The organism is Congzhengia minquanensis (assembly GCF_014384785.1).
GTDB lineage: Bacteria > Bacillota > Clostridia > UBA1381 > UBA9506 > Congzhengia > Congzhengia minquanensis.
Genome location: NZ_JACRSU010000003.1, coordinates 65,231 through 86,550 on the forward strand (window position 1 = coordinate 65,231; position 21,320 = coordinate 86,550).

15 protein-coding genes are annotated in these 21,320 nt (G+C 48.1%); all 15 read left to right on the plus strand.

Going from position 1 to position 21,320, the window contains the following annotated elements; genetic code table 11:
- The first annotated feature begins 49 nt into the window (after positions 1-49).
- The 15 genes from mnmG to H8698_RS08170 all read left to right on the plus strand — a co-directional run bounded on the left by mnmG (position 50) and on the right by H8698_RS08170 (position 21,158).
- Entirely contained in the window at positions 50-1,960 is a 1,911-nt protein-coding gene (mnmG, locus tag H8698_RS08100) for a tRNA uridine-5-carboxymethylaminomethyl(34) synthesis enzyme MnmG (protein ID WP_249312692.1), read from the plus strand.
- 25 nt (positions 1,961-1,985) lie between these two features.
- Positions 1,986-2,864: a YicC/YloC family endoribonuclease gene (locus H8698_RS08105; RefSeq protein WP_249312698.1), complete on the plus strand. Its 879-nt coding sequence runs from the start codon at positions 1,986-1,988 to the stop codon at positions 2,862-2,864.
- An 18-nt stretch (positions 2,865-2,882) separates the two neighbouring features.
- Positions 2,883-3,167, plus strand: coding sequence for an extracellular matrix/biofilm regulator RemA (gene remA, locus H8698_RS08110; RefSeq protein WP_249312703.1), 285 nt, complete (start codon positions 2,883-2,885; stop codon positions 3,165-3,167).
- Positions 3,157-3,759, plus strand: a complete 603-nt coding sequence (gene gmk / locus H8698_RS08115; RefSeq protein ID WP_249312712.1) for a guanylate kinase — start codon at positions 3,157-3,159, stop codon at positions 3,757-3,759. Before remA ends, gmk begins: the two co-directional genes overlap by 11 nt.
- 29 nt (positions 3,760-3,788) lie before the next feature.
- A complete protein-coding gene (gene rpoZ, locus H8698_RS13510) occupies positions 3,789-4,112 on the plus strand; it encodes a DNA-directed RNA polymerase subunit omega (protein WP_249312717.1) in 324 nt (107 codons plus the stop codon).
- Positions 4,105-5,430: a 30S ribosomal protein S12 methylthiotransferase RimO gene (rimO, locus tag H8698_RS08125; protein WP_249312724.1), complete on the plus strand. Its 1,326-nt coding sequence runs from the start codon at positions 4,105-4,107 to the stop codon at positions 5,428-5,430. Before rpoZ ends, rimO begins: the two co-directional genes overlap by 8 nt.
- 20 nt (positions 5,431-5,450) lie before the next feature.
- The gene (gene pgsA, locus H8698_RS08130; RefSeq protein ID WP_249312728.1) at positions 5,451-5,978 is read left to right on the plus strand and encodes a CDP-diacylglycerol--glycerol-3-phosphate 3-phosphatidyltransferase; all 528 of its coding nucleotides are present in this window, start codon (positions 5,451-5,453) and stop codon (positions 5,976-5,978) included.
- Positions 5,979-6,052: 74 nt separating this feature from the next.
- The gene (locus H8698_RS08135) at positions 6,053-6,343 is read left to right on the plus strand and encodes a cupin domain-containing protein (protein ID WP_249312731.1); all 291 of its coding nucleotides are present in this window, start codon (positions 6,053-6,055) and stop codon (positions 6,341-6,343) included.
- 41 nt (positions 6,344-6,384) lie between these two features.
- A complete protein-coding gene (locus H8698_RS08140) occupies positions 6,385-7,749 on the plus strand; it encodes a citrate/2-methylcitrate synthase (protein WP_249312734.1) in 1,365 nt (454 codons plus the stop codon).
- 89 nt (positions 7,750-7,838) lie between these two features.
- Positions 7,839-9,776, plus strand: a complete 1,938-nt coding sequence (locus H8698_RS08145; RefSeq protein ID WP_249312736.1) for an aconitate hydratase — start codon at positions 7,839-7,841, stop codon at positions 9,774-9,776.
- Positions 9,777-9,799: 23 nt separating this feature from the next.
- A complete protein-coding gene (locus H8698_RS08150) occupies positions 9,800-11,011 on the plus strand; it encodes an NADP-dependent isocitrate dehydrogenase (RefSeq protein WP_249312741.1) in 1,212 nt (403 codons plus the stop codon).
- A gap of 142 nt (positions 11,012-11,153) precedes the next feature.
- Positions 11,154-11,777 carry a sporulation protein YunB gene (gene yunB / locus H8698_RS08155; RefSeq protein WP_249312742.1) on the plus strand — a complete coding sequence of 208 codons (624 nt, stop codon included), beginning with the start codon at positions 11,154-11,156 and terminating at the stop codon, positions 11,775-11,777.
- 193 nt (positions 11,778-11,970) lie between these two features.
- Complete coding sequence (locus H8698_RS08160) at positions 11,971-15,981, plus strand: GDSL-type esterase/lipase family protein (RefSeq protein ID WP_249312743.1); 4,011 nt, start codon at positions 11,971-11,973, stop codon at positions 15,979-15,981.
- Between the two features lie 182 nt (positions 15,982-16,163).
- Complete coding sequence (locus H8698_RS08165) at positions 16,164-20,105, plus strand: GDSL-type esterase/lipase family protein (protein ID WP_249312744.1); 3,942 nt, start codon at positions 16,164-16,166, stop codon at positions 20,103-20,105.
- Between the two features lie 126 nt (positions 20,106-20,231).
- Positions 20,232-21,158 carry a glycosyltransferase gene (locus H8698_RS08170; protein WP_249312745.1) on the plus strand — a complete coding sequence of 309 codons (927 nt, stop codon included), beginning with the start codon at positions 20,232-20,234 and terminating at the stop codon, positions 21,156-21,158.
- Positions 21,159-21,320: the final 162 nt, after the last annotated feature.

Genomic DNA, 21,320 nt, shown 5'->3' on the forward strand with positions numbered 1-21,320 from the left:
ATATAATAAATAAGATAAATTTACTTTAGAGAAACCGAAGGAGAGTTCCATGGAAGAAAACAGCGGTTTTCCGCAAATCCCGGAGAATGCGTGCTACCTTGCAGAAAGCTACGACGTTGTCGTTGTGGGCGCAGGGCACGCGGGCTGCGAGGCGGCATTGGCCTCAGCCAGGCTGGGCGCAAAAACGGCGGTGTTTGCCTTAAATTTAGACAGCGTGGCCAACATGCCCTGCAATCCGTCAATCGGCGGAACCGCCAAGGGCCACCTTGTGCGGGAAATCGACGCTTTGGGCGGCGAAATGGGCAAGGCGGCGGACAAAACCTTTTTGCAGTCGCGAATGCTAAACCGCGGCAAAGGGCCGGCTGTTTACTCCCTTCGAGTGCAGTCTGACAGGCGGGCATACCAGCAGGTAATGAAGCATACCCTTGAGCTGACTGAAAACTTAGACTTAAAACAGGCCGAGGTCACATCGCTTTTTATAGAAAATAATCAGGTTTTAGGCGTTGTAACCCACACGGGCGCGTTTTATCCGGCGAAGTGCGTCGTCATTGCCAGCGGCACCTATTTAAAGGGAAAAATTATCATCGGAGACACGGCTTACGCCGGCGGGCCGGACGGAACCAGGGCAGCGGAAGGGCTGTCTGCGTCTTTGCTTGCGTGCGGCGTGCAGCTTATGCGGTTTAAAACCGGCACCCCTGCCAGAGTGAACCGGAGTACCGTGGACTTTTCTAAAATGGAACGTCAGGACGGGGACGAAACCATCACGCCCTTTTCCTTTGAAACCGAAAATCCGGGAGAGAATAAAGAATCCTGTTATTTAACATATACAAATGCAGAAACGCATAAAATTATCATGGACAACCTGCACCGCTCACCGCTTTACAGCGGCAAAATCGAGGGCGTCGGCCCGCGGTATTGCCCTTCGATTGAAGATAAGGTCGTGCGGTTTCACGATAAAGAACGCCACCAGCTTTTTATCGAGCCGATGGGCGAAAATACCGAAGAAATGTACGTGCAGGGCATGTCGTCCAGCTTGCCGGAGGACGTGCAGATAAAAATGCTCAGAAGCATAAAGGGCTTAGAAAACGTAAAAATGATGCGCACAGCCTACGCCATTGAGTATGACTGTATCGACCCCACCCAGCTGGATTTAACGCTGGAATTTAAAGAAATCCGCGGCCTGTTCGGCGCAGGACAGTTTAATGGCAGCTCCGGCTATGAGGAGGCGGCGGCCCAGGGCTTAATTGCCGGGATTAACGCGGCAAGAAAAACCCAGGGAAAGCCCCCCGTGGCGCTGGACCGTTCCACCAGCTATATCGGAACGCTGATTGACGATTTGGTGACCAAAGGTACCCATGAGCCATACCGGATGATGACGTCGCGGTCGGAATACCGGCTTTTGCTCCGGCAGGACAATGCCGATGCAAGACTCACCCCCCTGGGCCATGAAATCGGCTTAATTTCAGACCGGCGGTATGCATTATTTTGTAAAAAGCAGGAAAGAATTGAAGGGGAAATAAAACGGCTTGAAAAAATAGTGCTTCCGCCGTCAGATGCAGTGCTGTCCTTTTTAAAGGAACACGGCTCAACCCCGATCTCTACCGGCGCAAAGTTCTGCGATTTGCTAAAACGCCCCGAGCTTGACTATAGGGGGCTAATCTCTCTGATTGGCGAAGAGCAGGGCCTTACCGGGCAGGAGGCCGAGGAAGTCGAAATTTTGATAAAATACGAGGGATACATTGCCCGGCAGCAAAAACAGGTGGAACAGTTTAAAAAGTTAGAAGAGCGCAGATTGCCGGAGGGGATTGACTATGAAAAAATTGACGGACTGCGGATTGAAGCAAGACAAAAGCTTGTGAAAATGCGCCCGTCCTCCATTGGCCAGGCGGGAAGAATTTCCGGGGTAAGCCCGGCGGACATCTCGGTTCTTTTGGTGTATTTAGAGCAGAACCGCCTGTAAAAAAGACAGGAAAGGAATTTTTCTTATGATAAAGAGCATGACAGGCTACGGCCGCTGCGAACACATTGACGAAAACAGAAAAATCGTGATAGACATTCGTTCTGTCAACTCCAGATACTGCGACATTTCCGTGAAAGTCCCCAGAGCCTACGGCTATCTGGAGGATAAAATTAAGGAAACCGTGTCCGGCGAAATATCCCGGGGCAAGGTTGAGGTTTTTGTTTACATAGAAAACTATACCAATGAGGATAAGGTCGTCAGCTTAGACCATGTTTTAGCTGAAAACTATTATAATGTTTTAAAAGAGCTGAAAGAAACATATAATTTAAGAAACGACATCTGCCTGTCAGACCTTTCGCGCTTTTCCGATATCTTCATTACGCGCCAGCAGGAGGAGGATAAAGACAAGGTCTGGGAGATGGTGTCCGCCTGCTTAAACGGCGCAGTGGAGGACTTTGTTGCCATGCGGCTCCGGGAAGGCGGGCGCCTGCGGGAAAACCTGGTGTCGCGTGCGTCGGCAATTCAGGACTTAATTGCCGAAATTGAAACGCGCACGCCGCAGATTGTGGAGGAATATTCCAAAAAATTGAAAGAGAGAATGACCGAACTTCTGGGCAATTTTCAAATTGACGAGTCGCGTCTTTTAACTGAGGTGGGCATTATGGCCGACCGTGTCTGCATCGACGAAGAACTGGTCCGCTTAAAAAGCCATTTCAAAGAATTGGAAAAAATTCTTGCGCTGTCTGAGCCTGTGGGCCGGAAATTAGACTTCCTGGTGCAGGAGATTAACCGGGAAACCAACACCATCGGCTCAAAGGCGAACGACTTTGGAATTGCGAAACATGTTGTGGAGATAAAATCTGAAATAGAAAAGCTGCGGGAGCAAATTCAGAATATAGAGTAACGTTAGGAGAACAGTCACATGAAGCTTATCAATATCGGATTCGGTAACATTATTTCAGCAAACCGGCTGGTGGCCATTGTCAGCCCGGAATCGGCGCCGATTAAGCGCGTGATTCAGGACGCAAGAGACCGCGGCATGTTAATTGATGCAACGTATGGCAGACGCACCCGGGCCGTGATTATTATGGACAGCGACCATATCATTCTGTCTGCCGTTCAGCCCGGCACCGTGGCCCACAGGCTGGATGAAAACGCCGTGGTTGAAGAGCCGGAGGAATCGGGGGACGAAGACGATGAAGCCTAACCGCGGACTTTTGGTGGTGCTGTCGGGTCCTTCCGGCTCCGGCAAGGGAACGGTTCTTAAGCGGGCAATGCAAAAAAATGAACAGCTCGAATTATCCGTTTCCGTCACCACAAGGGCGCCCAGAGAGGGCGAAATTGACGGCGTAAATTATTATTTTTTAACGCCCGAAGCGTTTCAGAATTTGCTGGTGGAAGACGGGCTTTTGGAGTGGGCCGAATTTTGCGGAAATTTCTACGGCACACCCCGTGAGAAAATTGAACAGCGGTTAAACGAGGGAAAAGATGTGGTGCTGGAAATTGAAGTGCAGGGTGCGATGAAGGTGCGTGCGGCGTTCCCCGACGCGGTGCTGATTTTTAATCTGCCCCCGTCTTTGGAGGAGCTGAAAAACAGGCTTATCGGAAGACAAACAGAACCGCCGGAGGTTGTGGAAAAGCGGATGAACACCGCGGTTTGGGAGCTTTCCCAGGCAGAAAATTATGACTATGTGATTGTAAACGACAATGTGGAGGACGCGGCGAATGCGTTTCTTTCCATTTTAAGCAGTGAAAAATGTAAAACAGCGAGAAACAAGGCGTTGCTTGCGCATTTTTAAGATAAAAAATTGAAAGGATTGATTTTGTTATGATGCTATACCCGTCTATTGTAGACCTTTTGGAGAAAGCGGGCAGTAAATACAGCTTGGTGATCGCGGCTTCTAAGCGCGCGCGGGAAATCTGCGAGGAAGGGGAGGAAGAAGGCGAACCCTTAGACGGCGCAAGGGGAATTTCCCAGGCGGCGGAAGAAATTGCCGACGGCACGCTTTCCATCATCAATTACGAGGGCACAGATGGCATTATCGAAAAGGTGCTGCACAACACAGAAGAACTCTATGCAGAAGCCGGCAAAGAAACGGAGAATAACGCTGAAGGGGAAGCTGCGCCGGAAGACGAACAGGAAAATGACTAACATCGGAATTGTGTCCCTGGGCTGCCCGAAAAACAGGGTAGACACGGAGAACATGCTGGGAATTTTGGGAAACGAGGGCTTCGGCATTGTGGCAAACCCGGAGGAAGCCGACATTATCATTGTCAACACCTGCGGTTTTATCGACGCGGCAAAAGAGGAGTCGATTGCCACCGTTTTGGAAATGGCCGAATTTAAAAAGAAAAAGTGCAAACTGTTGATTATGGCAGGATGCCTGGCGGAACGCTATTCCGGCGATATTTTAGCCGAGCTTCCGGAGGTAGACGCGGTGGTTGGCACCGGAGACTACCACAAAATTGCAGAGGTTATTAAAAAAGCGCAGTCCGGCGAAAAGCCGGTGCTGTCGGGCCATATTGACGACGAAATCCCCGAGGGCCTGCCCCGGATTTTAAGCACCGGGAGCGCAAGCGCATATTTAAAAATTGCCGATGGGTGCGACAACAAATGCACCTACTGCGTTATCCCAAAGCTAAGAGGAAAATACAGAAGCCGCCCCATGGAAGATATCTTGTCGGAAGCGGAGGCGCTGGCAAAAGAGGGCGTGCGGGAGCTGATTGTCATTGCGCAGGACACCACGCGCTACGGCTATGACCTCTATGGGGAAGAAAAACTTTCCGCGCTCCTTACGCGGCTGTGCCAAATCGAGGCTGTCCATTGGGTGCGGGTGCACTATATGTACCCCGAATCCATAACGGACAGCATGATAGAGGTTTTTGCGGCCAACGAAAAGCTCGTGAACTATATGGATATTCCCATTCAGCATATTAATGACCGTATCTTAAAGCTCATGGGCAGAAAAACCACAAAGGAACAGATAACGAACTTAATTGAAAAACTTCGGAGCAGAATCCCGGATTTAACCCTTCGTACCTCGCTCATTGCGGGCTTCCCGTCGGAAACGGAGGAAGAGTTTTCAGAGCTTTTGGAATTTATTAAAAGTACAAAGTTTGAACGGCTGGGCGTTTTTGCGTATTCACAGGAAGAAAACACCGCCGCCGCCCGCCTTCCGGAACAACTTGAAGAAAGCGTGAAGATTGCACGGCAGGAGCGGGCAATGGAAGCGCAGAACGAAATTTCGGCGGCGCACCAAAGAAGCAAAATCGGCAAAACCGTGGAGGTGCTGACGGAAGGGTACGACGAAGAGAACCTAATGTATTTCGGAAGATGCGCCGCGGATTCTATCGAGGTGGATACCACTACGTTTTTTGCTGCGGAAGACGAAGTTTTAATTGGCAGCTTTGTAAAAGTGAAAATTTTAGACGCCGACAGCTACGACTGCACTGGTGTGCAGGTAGAGTGAGCGTAAAAGGGGACATGATATTGAACACACCAAATAAATTAACGCTGCTAAGGGTCATAATGATTCCGCTTTTCATTGTGTTTTTTCTTTATGATTTTGTTCCATATTCCAATATAATTGCCATTGTGCTGTTCGCGGCCGCATTTTTTACCGACTGGCTGGACGGCCGCCTGGCAAGAAAAAACAACCAGGTAACAAACTTTGGAAAAATAATGGACCCCCTGGCGGACAAAGTTTTGGTTTCCGCCGCCATGGTGTGCTTAACCTGGACAAAAATCGTGAATCCCTGGATTACGATTGTGATTTTGGCGCGGGAATTTACGGTTTCGGGCATCCGCATAGCGGCGGCGGCCGAGGGCAACGTGGTTGCGGCCAGCATCTGGGGAAAACTGAAAACCTCCTGGCAGTTTATTGCCATAACAACCGCCCTGATTTTTATGCAAAAGGTTCTCATTGTGGATATCTGCATGTGGATAAACCTGATATTAACGCTGTTTTCCGGCGTTGATTACGTGGTGAAAAATAAAAAATACTTGTCTTATAAATAGCCTGCGGCTGCCCGCGAAAGCGGACAGCTGTTTTTTAACCGTGCACGTTGTGCATTCGGAAAGGAAGTGTTATTGTGAACTTGTTCGATTTTCCGAAAGAAGCTTTTCCGGAGGAAATTACAACCGTTTTAGAGGAAAACGAAACTATACGAATTGAAAAAATTGTTTCCTGCGGACAGACCTCCGGCTGGTACGACCAGGAGGAAAACGAGTGGGTTCTGCTTTTAAAAGGTGAGGCGGAGCTGGAGTTTGAAACACACAAAACACGCCTCGCCCCAGGAGAATATCTTGTCATTCCCAAACACACCAGACACAGAGTTTTAAAAACAACCCAGTGTATCTGGCTGTGCATATTTTATAGATAACTTTTAAAGCCGCAATGCATGCGGCAGATAGGAGGATTTTTATGGCATTAAAAAACTATTCGGCGGTCACACCGGAAATTACGGCTCTTTCCGAACTGTGTACAAAAAACAATCACATCACACCGGAGCTTTATGAAAAACACCAGGTAAAAAGAGGCCTCAGGGACTTAGACGGAAAAGGCGTTGTCACGGGGCTGACCGAAATTTCAAAAATTGTTTCATCGAAACAGGAAAACGGCAAAACCGTGCCCTGCGAGGGCGAGCTTTACTACCGCGGCATCAATGTAAAAGACTTGGTCGGCGGCTTTTTGGCGGAAGACCGGTTTGGGTTTGAAGAAACCGTTTACCTGCTGCTGTTTGGCGAGCTGCCGGACGGCGAAACCTTAAACGATTTCTGCAAGCTTTTAAGCGACGCGCGGACGCTTCCGAAAAACTTTGTCCGCGATGTCATTATGAAAGCGCCCAACCAGGATATTATGAATTCCCTGGCAAAAAGCGTTCTTCAGCTTTATTCTTACGATAAAAATGCCAATGACATATCCATTCCCAACGTGCTCCGGCAGTGCCTGCACTTAATTGCGAACTTTCCGCTTCTGTCGGTTTACGCCTACCGCGCCTACCGGCACTATATCAAGGGCAAGGGGCTGATTATCCATAACCCCGACCCGAAGCTTTCCACCGCGGAAAACATTTTAAGGCTGCTTCGGGCGGACAAGTCGTTCACCCAGCTGGAGGCGCGGCTGTTAGATTTGTCCTTAGTGCTTCACGCAGAACACGGCGGCGGCAACAACTCCACCTTTACCAACCACGTTGTAACCTCGTCGGGAACCGACACATACTCTGCCATGGCGGCGTCTTTGTGTTCTTTAAAAGGCCCGAAACACGGCGGCGCAAACATTAAGGTCACCCACATGTTTGCAGACATTAAAAAGCATGTGTCCGACTGGAATGACGACGAGGAAATTAAAGCATACCTTTTAAAAATATTGAACAAAGAGGCTTTCGACCGCTCCGGCCTGATTTACGGCATGGGCCACGCGGTTTATTCTGTTTCCGACCCCCGTGCAGGCGTGTTTCGCGGCTTGGTGGGCAAGCTTTCTGAGGAAAAGGGCAAAACAAAGGAATTTGCGCTTTACAACAACGTGGCGCGGCTGGCCACGGAAGTGATTGCCGAAAAAAGGAAAATTTATAAAGGCGTCAGCCCGAATATTGACTTTTACAGCGGCTTTGCCTATTCTATGATGGAACTGCCGGAAGAGCTTTACACCCCCATTTTCGCGGTGGCAAGAGTGGCAGGCTGGAGCGCCCACAGAATCGAAGAGCTGATTAACGCGGGCAAAATTATCCGCCCTGCATATACCTCAGTGTCTGCCGACCGCCCCTATGTGAAGCTTGCAGACAGATAAACTGCAAAGACGCCGTCCGTTGACACAAAGGGCGGGCTGTGTTATACTAAAAAGGAACGATAAATGATACAAAGAAAGGATTTTAAAAGATGGGACTTACGCTTACGGAAAAAATTCTCAAAAACCATATTGTGGACGGCGAGTTTAAAAAAGGTACGGAAATCGGAATTAGAATCGACCAGACGCTGACGCAGGACGCAACGGGCACCATGGCCTATTTGGAATTTGAGGCAATGGGAATTCCCCGGGTGAAAACAGAGCGGTCTGTAGCATATATCGACCACAACACCCTGCAATCTGGCTTTGAAAACGCCGACGACCACCGGTTTATCGGCTCGGTGGCAAAAAAGCACGGTATCTATTTTTCGCGCCCGGGTAACGGTATTTGCCATCAGGTGCATTTAGAGCGGTTCGGCGTTCCGGGAAAAACCTTAATCGGGTCTGACAGCCACACCCCCACCGGCGGCGGTATCGGCATGCTGGCCATCGGCGCAGGAGGCTTAGACGTGGCCGTTGCCATGGGCGGCGGCGCGTATTACATAACCTATCCCAACATAGTGAAGGTGAACCTAACCGGAAAACTTTCCCCCTGGACAGCGGCGAAAGACGTTATTTTAGAAGTTTTAAAACGCATGTCTGTCAAAGGCGGCGTGGGCAAGGTGATTGAATATTGCGGCGAGGGCGTAAAAACCCTTTCCGTTCCCGAACGCGCAACGATTACCAACATGGGCGCAGAGCTGGGCGCAACCACTTCTGTTTTCCCGTCTGACGAAATTACAAAAGCGTTTTTAAAGGCGCAGAAAAGGGAAGACGTTTGGGTTCCGCTGTCGGCGGATGACGACGCTGTTTACGACGAGGTCATCGACATCGACTTGTCGCAGGTTGAGCCTTACGCCGCCTGCCCCCACATGCCGGACAATGTAAAACCCATATCGGAGCTGGGAGATATGAAAATCGACCAGGTGTGCATTGGCTCCTGCACCAACAGCTCCTATCAGGACATGATGAAGGTTGCCTATATTTTAAAAGGAAAAACCGTGCACCCCGACGTGTCCCTTTCCATTGCCCCCGGCTCAAAACAGGTGCTGAATATGCTGGCGGAAAACGGCGCGCTGGGAGATATGATTGACGCCGGCGCAAGAATTTTAGAGAGCGCCTGCGGCCCGTGTATCGGTATGGGACAGTCGCCCAATTCCGGCGGTATTTCGCTTCGGACGTTTAACCGAAACTTTGAAGGGCGTTCCGGCACAAAAGACGGACAAATTTATCTCGTGTCCCCTGAAACCGCTGCGGTCTCCGCCATCAGCGGCGTGCTGACAGACCCCAGAACCTTAGGGGAAATGCCGGAAATTAAAATGCCGGACGAATTTAAAATTAACGATAATATGATAGAGCCTCCCGCCCCTGTGGAGGAAATGGACAGTGTGGAAATTCTCCGCGGCCCCAACATTAAGCCCTATCCGGAAACGGCGCCGCTGCAGGACGAATTGGAATGTCCCTGCTCTTTAAAGGTGGGCGACAACATCACAACCGACCACATTATGCCAGCCGGCGCGAAGATTTTGCCCCTGCGCTCGAACATTCCGAAAATTTCTGAGCATTGCTTTACCGTGTGCGACGAAACGTTCCCGAAACGGGCAAAAGAGCTGGGCCAAAGCATTATCGTGGGCGGTGCAAACTACGGCCAGGGCTCGTCCCGGGAGCATGCGGCTTTAGCGCCTTTGTACCTGGGCGTAAAAATTGTGCTGGTAAAATCCTTTGCCAGAATTCACCGCTCTAATTTAATCAACGCCGGAATTTTGCCGTTAACGTTTGCAAACGAGGCCGACTACGACAAAATTTCCCAGGGGGATATCCTCTGCGCAAGCGGCTTAATTGAAGCGGTGAAAAACGGAGAAGACATTGTAATTGAAAACAAAACCACAGGCGATAAAATTAAATGCAGGAGCGACTTAAGCGGCCGCGCAAAAGAAATTATGCTGGCAGGAGGCCTGCTCGATTTTACCCGGGAAGCGCTTGCAAAATAACCACAGAAAGGCAGGAAACAACTATGTCAAAAATTCAGATGAAAACCCCGCTGGTTGAGATGGACGGGGACGAAATGACCAGAATTATCTGGAAAATGATTAAGGATATTCTGCTTACGCCTTATATAGACTTAAAAACAGAGTATTACGATTTAGGACTTACGCACCGAAACGAAACGGACGACCAGGTTACGGTGGACTCTGCCGAGGCCACAAAAAAATACGGCGTTGCGGTAAAGTGCGCGACGATTACGCCCAACGCTGCAAGAATGCCGGAATATAATTTAAAAGAGATGTGGAAGTCGCCCAACGGAACAATCCGCGCGATTTTAGACGGAACGGTGTTCCGCGCGCCGATTCTGGTGAAGGGCATTACCCCCTATATCCCAACCTGGACGAAGCCCATCACCATTGCCCGCCACGCTTACGGCGACGTGTATAAAAACACGGAAATGCAGGTGGCAGAGGGCAGCCGGTGCGAGCTGGTGTGCACGGATAAAGACGGAAACGAAACCAGGGAACTGATTCATGAAATGAACGGCACCTCCGGTATTATCCAGGGGATTCACAACACGGACAAATCCATTGCAAGCTTTGCAAGAAGCTGCTTTAACTTTGCGCTGGACACCAAGCAGGACATTTGGTTTGCCACCAAAGATACCATCTCGAAAAAATATGACCACCGGTTTAAAGATATTTTTGCAGAAATTTTTGAAACGGAATATAAAGAAAAATTTGCCGGTGCCGGAATTGAATATTTCTATACGCTGATTGACGACGCGGTGGCAAGGGTAATCCGCTCTGAGGGCGGCTATATCTGGGCCTGCAAAAACTACGACGGCGACGTGATGAGCGACATGGTGGCAACGGCCTACGGCAGCCTTGCCATGATGACCTCGGTTTTGGTTTCGCCCGACGGCGTTTATGAATATGAGGCGGCTCACGGCACGGTGCAGCGCCACTATTATAAGCACTTAAAGGGAGAGGCAACCTCTACCAACAGCGTAGCAACCCTGTTTGCGTGGACGGGAGCTTTAAGAAAACGCGGAGAGCTTGACGGCCTTTCGGATTTGTGCGAATTTGCAGACAAATTGGAACGCGCCACCATAAAGACCATTGAAGACGGCGTAATGACCGGCGACCTCTACCTGCTGTCTTCCCTTCCGAATAAGCAGAAGGTAGACACAGAAGGCTTTTTGCTTGAAGTAGACAAACGCTTAAAACAAATGATGTAAGTTTATTTTTTCACCTCTTTTCGTGTACTGCATATCATGTAGTATGTGAAAAGAGGTGTTTTTATTGCGTCTTGGTCCGAAACGATACATATATGCACGTGCGTCCGCCAAAAAAAAGGCGGCCCGGTGGGGGGCGCTGACGGTGTGCGTCCTATTTCTTCTTTGCTCGGCGGTATATATGCTTTCCGTCATGCGCCCGGCCTTTGCCGCTTTGGCGGAAAACCGCGCAAAAGAGCTTGCCGTGCGAACGATTAACGAGGCAATTTCACAAAAGTTTTCTCAGGAAATGAAATACAGCGACATTGTGGAGTTTGAGCGCACCAGCGATAATAAAATCAATGCGGTGAAGTCAAATCTTGCGGGTGTGAACAAACTCAAATCTGATTTGAGCTTAGATATTCTGCAAAAAATTTCCGCGCTGAACCAAGACCAGCTGAAGGTTCCGCTGGGAAGCCTTATGGGGAACGACATTTTTGCAGGCTGCGGGCCGGAACTCTCTTTTCAGGTGAAGCCATATGGCAACGTAGTGACCGACATTCAAACCAACTTCACCGAGGCGGGCATCAATCAGACAAAATGCGACGTAACCGTCAGCGTGAAAGCGGATATGTCCATCCTCATGCCTGCCATGAACAAAAAGAGCACCGTTGAAACCACCGTGCCGATTATCCAAACCGTTATCGTCGGCGATATTCCCGAAAGCTACACCAATGTTGACCGGGACGGCTACCAGTTTGAAGACGATGTGCTTCAGCTTGCCGAATAGCGGTAAAAATATCTTATAAACGATGTGTGTCATTAAGGCCACAGCAATTTGTTTGCTGCGGCCTTTTTTGTTTAACTTGTATAAAAAATATATTTTTTTATTTTTAAATTATATTGATTATAGTAAATACATTTGTTATAATGAAGCCAATGGGAATAGGTATATCAAAAATTATATAAGGAGGACGAGAACTATGAAAAAATTAGTGTCTTTGACGCTGTCGGTTCTAATGGTGCTGACTGCGACCGGAATGGTGCGGGCAGGCGCGGCAGAAGTGGCAACGTCGTTTAAAGATGACACGGGCTTTCATTTTTCGTTTGAAAATGAAAGCGACTTTGCATATCCCGATATGCAGCTTGACAGCATCGGGCTGTCGCAATTTAAAACTCCGGGCGTAACGCGCTACTGCGAGGGCGCCTATGGTTCAAAAGGCGCGGTGGCCGTGGCTGTTGAAACCGCTTCCGGAAACGGAAATGTTAACGACGGCGTGTCGGGCATTAAAATGTTCCCCGGGAAAGAGTATGACCTGACAATGGATTTAAAGCTCTTTTCACCGGAGAATTTTGCGAACCTGCCCAATGTGAACCTGTTTTTTATGACACAGGGGGTTCAGATGTATGAAGATACTGATTGTACCAAACCGCTTTCAGTTTCATCATCAGACTTTCAGCTGTTTTCCATTCCTGGCAGCAGCGTGTTCCAATTTGAGGAAGACGGAAAAACCGTTTCTGGTGACTGGAGCAGTTTTCATCAAAAGATAACCTTAACCAATTCATTCAGCGGAAAATTTGTTAAATCAGACGAGCCGGTAAACGTAAAACTGTTTATCCGTATGGGCGCAAATGCCCATGCGTTAACGGGAACGTCAGATTTTACTCCGGAATTTGTGGCCCAGTGTGGAACGGTGTCGGAAACAGACACACGGGCAGCCCTTTGGATGGAATATGCCATCGACAACATTGGCCTTTGGCCGGCTTCTATTATACCGGAAGAACCGGCAGAAGAGGACACTGCGCTTTGGAGAGGGTCTTTTGAAGACAATGGCTGGGCCAGCGAAACCCACGGCGTAACCTTTGAGGGCAACTATGCAAAAGCATTGATTACCTCTGATGTTCCAGCTGATATTCAAGACCGTTCCAAAGGCGCTTTGGAGCTTACATACACCGGCAACACGGACAATAGCGGTTATTTGGACTTTAACACAGTGGCGGCAACAAACGAAATGCGGCTTCAATATAACCGTGTTTATGAAATTTCGTTCTGGGCCAAAGGCTCTTCTGCGGTAGAGGATTTTTATAAGTCGTCTGGCAGGAAGACTGCGCTCATTCCTGAGCGGAATAATGCCACACGTTTAGACCGCACGTTCCCCATGTGGACCAGTTACACAGTAAACGAACCGATTACAACAGAATGGACGAAATATACCTATCTGTTCTATGAGGAAATGCCAATGGCCCTGGGCCGCGACGGCGATAACGTTTCAACATTGCGGTTTCATGTTCGGTATTCGTGTGTGCCGAACACAAAAACAAATAATTTAACGGCGGAGGTTGGCGGCGAAACCATCAATTATGCTTATCAAAGCAAGAGCGGAGAATATTATAAATTAGAAGATTTTAAAATTTATCTTGACGATTTCACCGTGACACCGTTAGACATAGCATATAACGGCGATTTTGCTGTAAAAGATGAAAGCCAGTCGAATTACACGGTTGTTTGGTATAGCGGCGGAACCAACACATACCGGGTGGCACAGCCTGGGAACGACGTTCTTTCGCCTGGTGTGTTCCACAACGGCGTAATTGAAACCATTTCCGATTTCCCCGGCGCAGACAGCAAAAATGTGCTGAAGGTAACCAAAGACGGCGGCGCTCCGTATCAGGGAGCTGACATTGAAAACGGCAAAAAATATCAAATTTCGTTCTGGGCAAAGGCTGACGATGCAGAATCTGTAGGCCGGCCCATCAATTTGGTTTTAGACCGTGACATTCAGGGGCAGATTTTAGATAATACCGAGCCAACCTATACGAACGTTCCAAAGTGGGCCGGTTACCGCCTTGATACAAGCGTCACCAAAGACATCACGTTAAACAAAGAGCACTACGACGGCTACGGCGCTCCCAAAAATTTTGGAATAAATGAGGAACCGGAATTTAGAACCGGCAGCGTTCCGTTTTACATGTATGGCGGAACCATTGCAAATGCATATCACAAGCCGGGCGAGCTGACCCCTACAAACTATGAGGAAACGCTGGTTTATGACGACTATTACGATAGAATGTTCGCGAAAAACACCCAGCTTGGAAATGAGCCTACAGCCTGGGCCTACCAGTATTATGACGGAACAGCATGGGCAGGCACCAACGACAAAGCGGAAATTACGTCCGACAAGACTCTAAGCGGGGACTGGACGCTCTATACCATGGAATATGAGTGGAACTATCCCGGCAAGCACTACAGGGTGCCGAATCTCACCTTTTTAGATAACGCAAGCTATAGCCTGGCAGACATTAAAATTGAAGCGTTAGAGGGAGAAGACCCCAATGCTAAGCCGGCATTTCACATTGAAAACCTTGCGGCAACTGCCGACAAAGAAATTTTATCAACATCAGACAGCATTCGCCTCACCTGGAATTTTGTTTCTACAGGCGCGGCAGACGCAAAGGAGGCAGCAGGCGGCTCTCTTGTTAAGGTTTATGCAGACAACAACGGGAAACTGGCCCTGATTGGCACAACAAGGGCGGACCAGGCGGGTGCAGCAGAAATTAAGGCAGGCGCGGCGCTGTTTGGCAAAAGCCTTGTGTTTGAAGTGATTCCCGCAGATACCAATGGCAATTATGGCATCGGAGCAACAGCCGCTTTTTCCGGCCGGGTTGCAACCGCAATGGAATCGGAACTGGCAGTGAATCCCGATCAGAACTCGGCAGACTGGTCTGTTACCATAGCCGCTGACAACATCAGCGGCACGGCGGATATATATGTTGCAACATATAATCAAAACAACAAATTAATCAGCATTTCACAGGAGCAATTAGCATATGCATCCGGTGAAAACAACAAAACGGGAAACATCGCATTTTCTGCAAATGCAGATAAAGTAAAATTGTTTGTTTGGGACGGTGAGTTAAAACCAATGTGCACGGAAAAAGAAATAACTTTTATGCCTGTGAACAACGACCCCTTTGCGGGAGACAATGAGATTAACGTTGTGTTCTTGGGCGGCTCCATAACGGAGGGCGCCGGCGCGTCCGCACCGGCAAAGTGTTATGCCAACCTGACCGGAGAATGGTTTAAAAAGACCTATGGTACAACAAGCAGAACAGTGAATTATTATAACAAGGGCGTAGGCGGAACGCCGTCGGATTATGGCCTGTTAAGATTTACCCGAGATGTTGTAAACCTTAACCCTGACGTGGTGTTCATTGAGTTTGCCGTAAACGACGGCGGGCGCGATACGAGAATGTACATGGAAAGCATGGTAAGAACGCTCCTGTCGTTGCCCACCAGTCCGTATGTCGTTTTCTTGTACACAACCAATGAAACCTATTCAACGCCGACAGCTTTCCACGAGCAAGTGGCAGAGTATTACGGCATACCGCAAATCAGCTTAAAAGACGCGCTTAAGCGAGAGTTAAACGGCGCAAACGCAAGGGACGCGGGATATTTAAAAGACAGCGTTCATCCTTCCGACCAGGGTTACCAGGTTTATTTTAACGAAATTACAAAATGCCTGGAAACAGGAAGGTTCTACCAAAGACCCATCCCGCAGAAGGAAAAACTGGTAGCGGCAAGCGGCGCAGTGGAAACGGAATTTATTCCAATTTCCAACGATAGAATTACAAAGTCTGGTAACGACTGGACAACGGGCGGCACCGGCAACCGGCAGTGGGGAAAGACTACAACCATAGGCGCTACATTAAAATTCTCTTTCGACGGAACCATTTTGGCTGTTGAGCATGGCCTGCTCAGTGCAAGCGGCATGTATGAAATTTATGTGGACGGCGAAAAGAAAGGCACGGGCGACCCTTACTACGGCGACCGCGCATTGACCGATTCACCGCAGCTGGTTATGGGCTATGCAAACTATGCCCTTCCTGACGGCCATCACGATGTGGAAATAAAAACGATTCAGAGCACCAATTCCAACAGTGAAGGAGACAATGTGTTCCTCTACAACATCATTACCGGCAGTCCGGTAAAGTAATAAATTCTTATACAAAATGCAATCCCCTTAAAGCAAACGCTTTAAGGGGATTATTTTATATATGTTTCATAAGAAAATGTATTTCATTTATAAAAAATATATTGAATATGGCAAAAAAATGTGATATACTATTTAAATAATGGTATATATCCATATGATTTTAATTAAGGAGGAAGAGAAACATGAAAAAAATGATGTCTTTACTGTTGTCGCTTGCAATGATTTTGTCTGCAGCCGGCATGATTACCGCAGGCGCGGCAGAAGTGACAACCTCGTTTAAAGACGAAACAGGCTTTAATTTTTCTTTTGAAAATGAAAGCGATTTTACGCACCCCGATATGGTGCTGGATTCGTCGGGTTCATCCACGTTTAAAACCCCTGGTGTTACGCGTTACTGCGAAGGCGCCTATGGTTCAAAAGGTGCGGTGGCGGCACATATTGAGATTACTGCCGGAGGCGACGGCATCGCAAATGAGGGTGTGTCCAACATTGAGCTTATTCCGGGTCAGGAATATGAATTATCTATGGACCTAAAGCTGTTCTCGCCGGAAAACTTTGCAAAGCTTCCCAATGTCAATGTGTTTTTTATGATTCATGATAAAAATTCCATGTATGCAGACCCCGAGGGAACGACACCTGCCACAGCAAGCTACTATTACCAGGTACATAAAATTTCCGGTGCGGATGTGTTTCGCTTCAATGAGGATGGAACAACCGTTTCGGGCGACTGGGCACACTTAAACTATAAATTTACCGCAACCAACAAATATAGCTCCGGCTATGTGAAAAATGGTGAAGCGGCAAAGGTTTATATGTTTGTGCGTTTTGGAACCAGTGAACACGGAATTGTAAACAACTCTAATGATTTTACACAGGAATTTAGAGATTCCTGCGAAACAATTAATGCGCCGGGTCAAAAACATGACGGTAAAAAGGCACTTTGGATTGAATATGCCATTGACAACGTTGGCCTGCGCCCGGCTTCTATCGAGCCTGAGGAACCGGTAGAAAAGGACTCTGCTCTCTGGAGAGCATCTTTTGAAAACGAAAGCTGGACAAATGAAACAGAAGGTGTTTCGCTGCACGCCTCTTACGCGAAAACGGCCTTGTCAACGGACGTTCCCAGCGAAATTGCGGACACATCAAAATCTTCTCTGGAACTGACTTATACCGGCTGGACCGGAAACGGCGGTTACACAGAAATTGTGGCTAATGTAACAGACAACAATAAAAAAATGTGGTATAACCGCGCCTATGAGGTTTCGTTTTGGGCTAAGGGTTCACAGGCCGTGGCGGATTATTACAATGAACATGCAAAAGATGGCCAAAAGTTAATGTTTATTCCGGAAAGAAACAATGGCAGCCGTCTTGACCGAACAAAGCCCATGTGGAACGACTTTAAGTTAAATGACCCCATCACCACGGAATGGACAAAATATACATACCTCTATTACGAAGAGCTGCCAATGTCCTTGGGCAGAGACGGTGAAAATGCCTGGGAAACAAAGTTTGATTTGCGTTTCTCCTGCGTTCCCAGTTTAGCGGCAAACGCTCCGGAGGCAGCCGATTATAAAATTTATTTGGACGATTTCACTGTGACCCCCTTAGACATTGTTCACAACGGCGATTTGGCCATAGCAGATGCCAGCCAGTCTGACTACAGCTATGCTTGGTATGACGGCGCAGCAAACGCAACGACCGTCGGCCTGGCGGGGGAAGACACAAAGACCCCGGCAATTTTCCACAACGGCACCATTGAATCTGTAACCGACTTTAACGGGGCGGACAGCAAAAATGTGCTGAAAGTAACGAAAGACGGCGGAGCGCCTTACCAGGGCGTAGACATTGAAAACGGAAAAACATATCAAATTTCGTTCTGGGCAAAAGCTGATGATGCAGAATCCGTAGACCAGCCCATCAATTTGGTTTTGGATCGCGACATTCAGGGTCAGATTTTGGATGCTACTGAACCTACCTATACAGATGTTCCAAAGTGGGCAAGCTACAGAATTGATACAACCGATAAAAAAGATATTACCTTAAATACGGAGCATTACGACGGTTATGGCGCACCAACAGAAGCAACAGGCAGCATTCCGTTTTATCTGTATGGTGGTGTAATTGCAAATTCATATCATAAGCCGGGTGAGCTGACCCCCACAAACTATGAGGAAACTCTGGTTTATGACGACTATTACGACAGAATGTTGTCTAAAAACACCCAGCTTGGAAATGAGCCTACAGCCTGGGCCTATCAGTATTATGATGGAACAGAGTGGGTTGGCACCAACGATAAAGCGGAAATTACATCCGGCGAGACCCTGGGTGAGGACTGGACGCTTTACACTGTGGAATATCAGTGGAACTATCCCGGCAAACATTACAGAATGCCGAAACTCACATTTTTAGACAATGCAAACTATAGCTTAACCGACATTAAAATTGAAGAGGTGGAAGGCACAGACCCCAATGCAAAACCGGAATTCCACATTGAAAACCTTACGGCAACCAGCGACAAAACAATTTTAAATTCAACAGACAGCATTCTTCTTACCTGGAATTTTGTTTCCACAGGAGAAGTAGAAGCCGTTGAGGGTGACGGCAAGTCTTTGGTTAAGGTTTACGCAGACAACGGCGGTGATTTGGCCTTAATCGGCACAACACGTGCCGACAATGCAGGCAGAACTGAAATTAAGGCAAGCGCAGATTTGTTTGGTAAGAATCTCGTGTTTGAAGTAATTCCAGTAGACTCCAAAGGAAACTACGGCGTAGGAGCACAAGCTGCATTTGCCGGAAGAATTGCACTTTCTGCAAGCTCAGAACTGAAATTAAATCTTGATAAAACATCGGCAGATTGGTCCGCCAATATCTTAACAGACAACGTCAGCGGCACGGCAAGCGTTTATGTGGCAACGTATAACCAGAACAACAAGTTAATCGCGGTTTCAGAAGAACCGTTTGCATATGCTTCAGGTGAAAACACAAAAACGGGCACCGTTCAAATTTCGTCCGCGGCAACGACAGTAAAATTGTTTGTCTGGGACGAAAACTTAAAGCCAATGCTTGCAGAAAAGAAGATTTCTTTAATGCCGGTAAACAATAACCCGTTCGCAGGCGACAACAACATTAACGTTGTGTTCTTAGGCGACTCTATCTATGCGGGCGCAGGGGCAGAGCCACAGTCGGAAAGATGGGTAAATAAGGTTGGAGCCTGGTTTACAAACACCTACGCGAAAAATGGCGTAACCGTAACACCGCACTATAAGGGCGTTGGCGGTACGACAACAGACTACAGCTTAGTCAGAGTGATGCGCGACGTTGTAGATTTGGATCCTGATATTGTATTTTTCAGCCATACGTGCAACGACGGCAACCGTGACACAAGACGTAATATGGAAAGCGTTGTTCGCACCTTAGCTGCACTGGACAATCCGCCATATATCGTGTTTACACGCACAACAAACAGAAGTTACAGCGAATCGAACGGTTACGGCAACCAAGTGGCAGAGTTCTACGGCCTTCCTCTGATTGACGATTTAGAGGCATTTAAAGCGGCAACAAACGGTACGGGTGTATCAATGTCAGACCTCTTTATCTCAGACGGCGTGCATCCCAGCAATGCCGGATATCAGGTAATTGCGGATGAAATTATTAGATGCATGGAAACAGGACGGTATTATCAAAAAGCAATTGACCGTGCAGACAAACTCATAGAAAACAGCGGGGCCATAGCGGAAGCAACCTGGTTCTCAAGCACCGACACAAGTAAAGTCACGAGAAGTACCGGTTGGACAGCAGGCAGTAATTATGTGCAGTCAAGCGCGGCAGGCGACACATTGGAGTTCTCTTTCACCGGCAATATTTTGGCGTTTGAGTATGGCTTGCATAAGGATTCCGGGCTGATAGAAGTTTGGGTAGACGACAAGCTGGAAGTAACCTGTAATCCGCGCTATAACGATTCAATTACAAGTTATCAGCTAGTGTGCAAAGGAGATTCCATTTTGCTTGATTTAGAATATGGTACGCATAAGGTTGTGATGAAAACGGTGCAAAACCCGCAAGTTACGGGCAGTCAGGTAGACCGTATATTCGGTATCATGACCGGCGCATGGGTGCAGGAATAATTCCAATAAACAAAAGCTCCTCAGACGAAAGTCTGAGGAGCTTTCTTGTGCGTAAGAGACTTGAAATAAAGTGAAAAATGTGGTAAACTATTCATAAACCTTATGCAAACAAAGGAGAAACGCTCAATGTGCGGAAAACTGGTTACGGTAATTTTGCCCGCCTATAACGAGGAAGACAACATACAGCGCGCCTCGCAGACCATTGCGGCTGTTTTGGAGCAGGAAAACATCAACTATGAGCTGCTGTTTGTAAACGACGGCTCAAAGGACGGCACCTGGGAAAAAATTTTGGCAGAGTCAAGCAAAAACAGCAGGGTGCGGGGCGTGAGCTTTTCAAAAAACTTTGGCAAAGAGTCCGCTATTTTTGCAGGACTCTCTGAGGCCAGAGGCGACTGCTGTGCGGTGATGGACACGGACCTGCAGCACCCACCGGAAAAACTCGTGGAGATGTACCGGCTCTGGCAGCAGGGAGCCGAGGTGGTGGAAGGTGTGAAGGCCAGCCGGGGCAAAGAGTCTGCCGCCCATTCTTTTGCGGCGAAATGCTTTTATAGGTTAATCAGCCGTGCGGTAGGAATTGACATGTCGAGAGCATCTGACTTTAAGCTGTTAGACCGGAAAGCCGTAAATGTGCTGCTCACCATGCGCGAAAAGCACGTGTTTTTCCGGGCCTTGTCCTCTTGGATTGGCTTTAAAACTGCCGAGGTGGAGTTCGAGGTAGCCGACCGCGCGGCGGGAACGACAAAATGGTCCACCTGGTCGTTGGTGAAATATGCGGTGCGCAATATTGCGTCGTTTACGTCGCTGCCGCTGCAAATCATCACGTTTTTGGGTATTTTGGTGCTAATTGTGTCCGTTGTTTTAGGCTCCATTGCGCTGTATCAAAAGGCGGTTCACACCGCATTGGATGGGTTTACCACCGTGATTGTGGTGCTTTTGTTCATCGGTTCCATCATTATGATCAGCCTGGGCTGCATTGGATATTACATTGCGAAAATTTACGACGAAATTAAAGGCAGGCCAAGATACATTATTTCAGAAAAATGTGGGAAATAAATAAAAGTGCGCAGCGAAATGGCTGCGCACTTATTTTAATATAAAGCAATTGGCAAACCGGAAAGCGTTCATCTGCGGTAAAGGCAGGGGTTACGCCGGCATGTGGTTTTTTGTCTTAGGGATATTCATGCAAAATGAAATTTATAAATTTTTGGAGTTGTT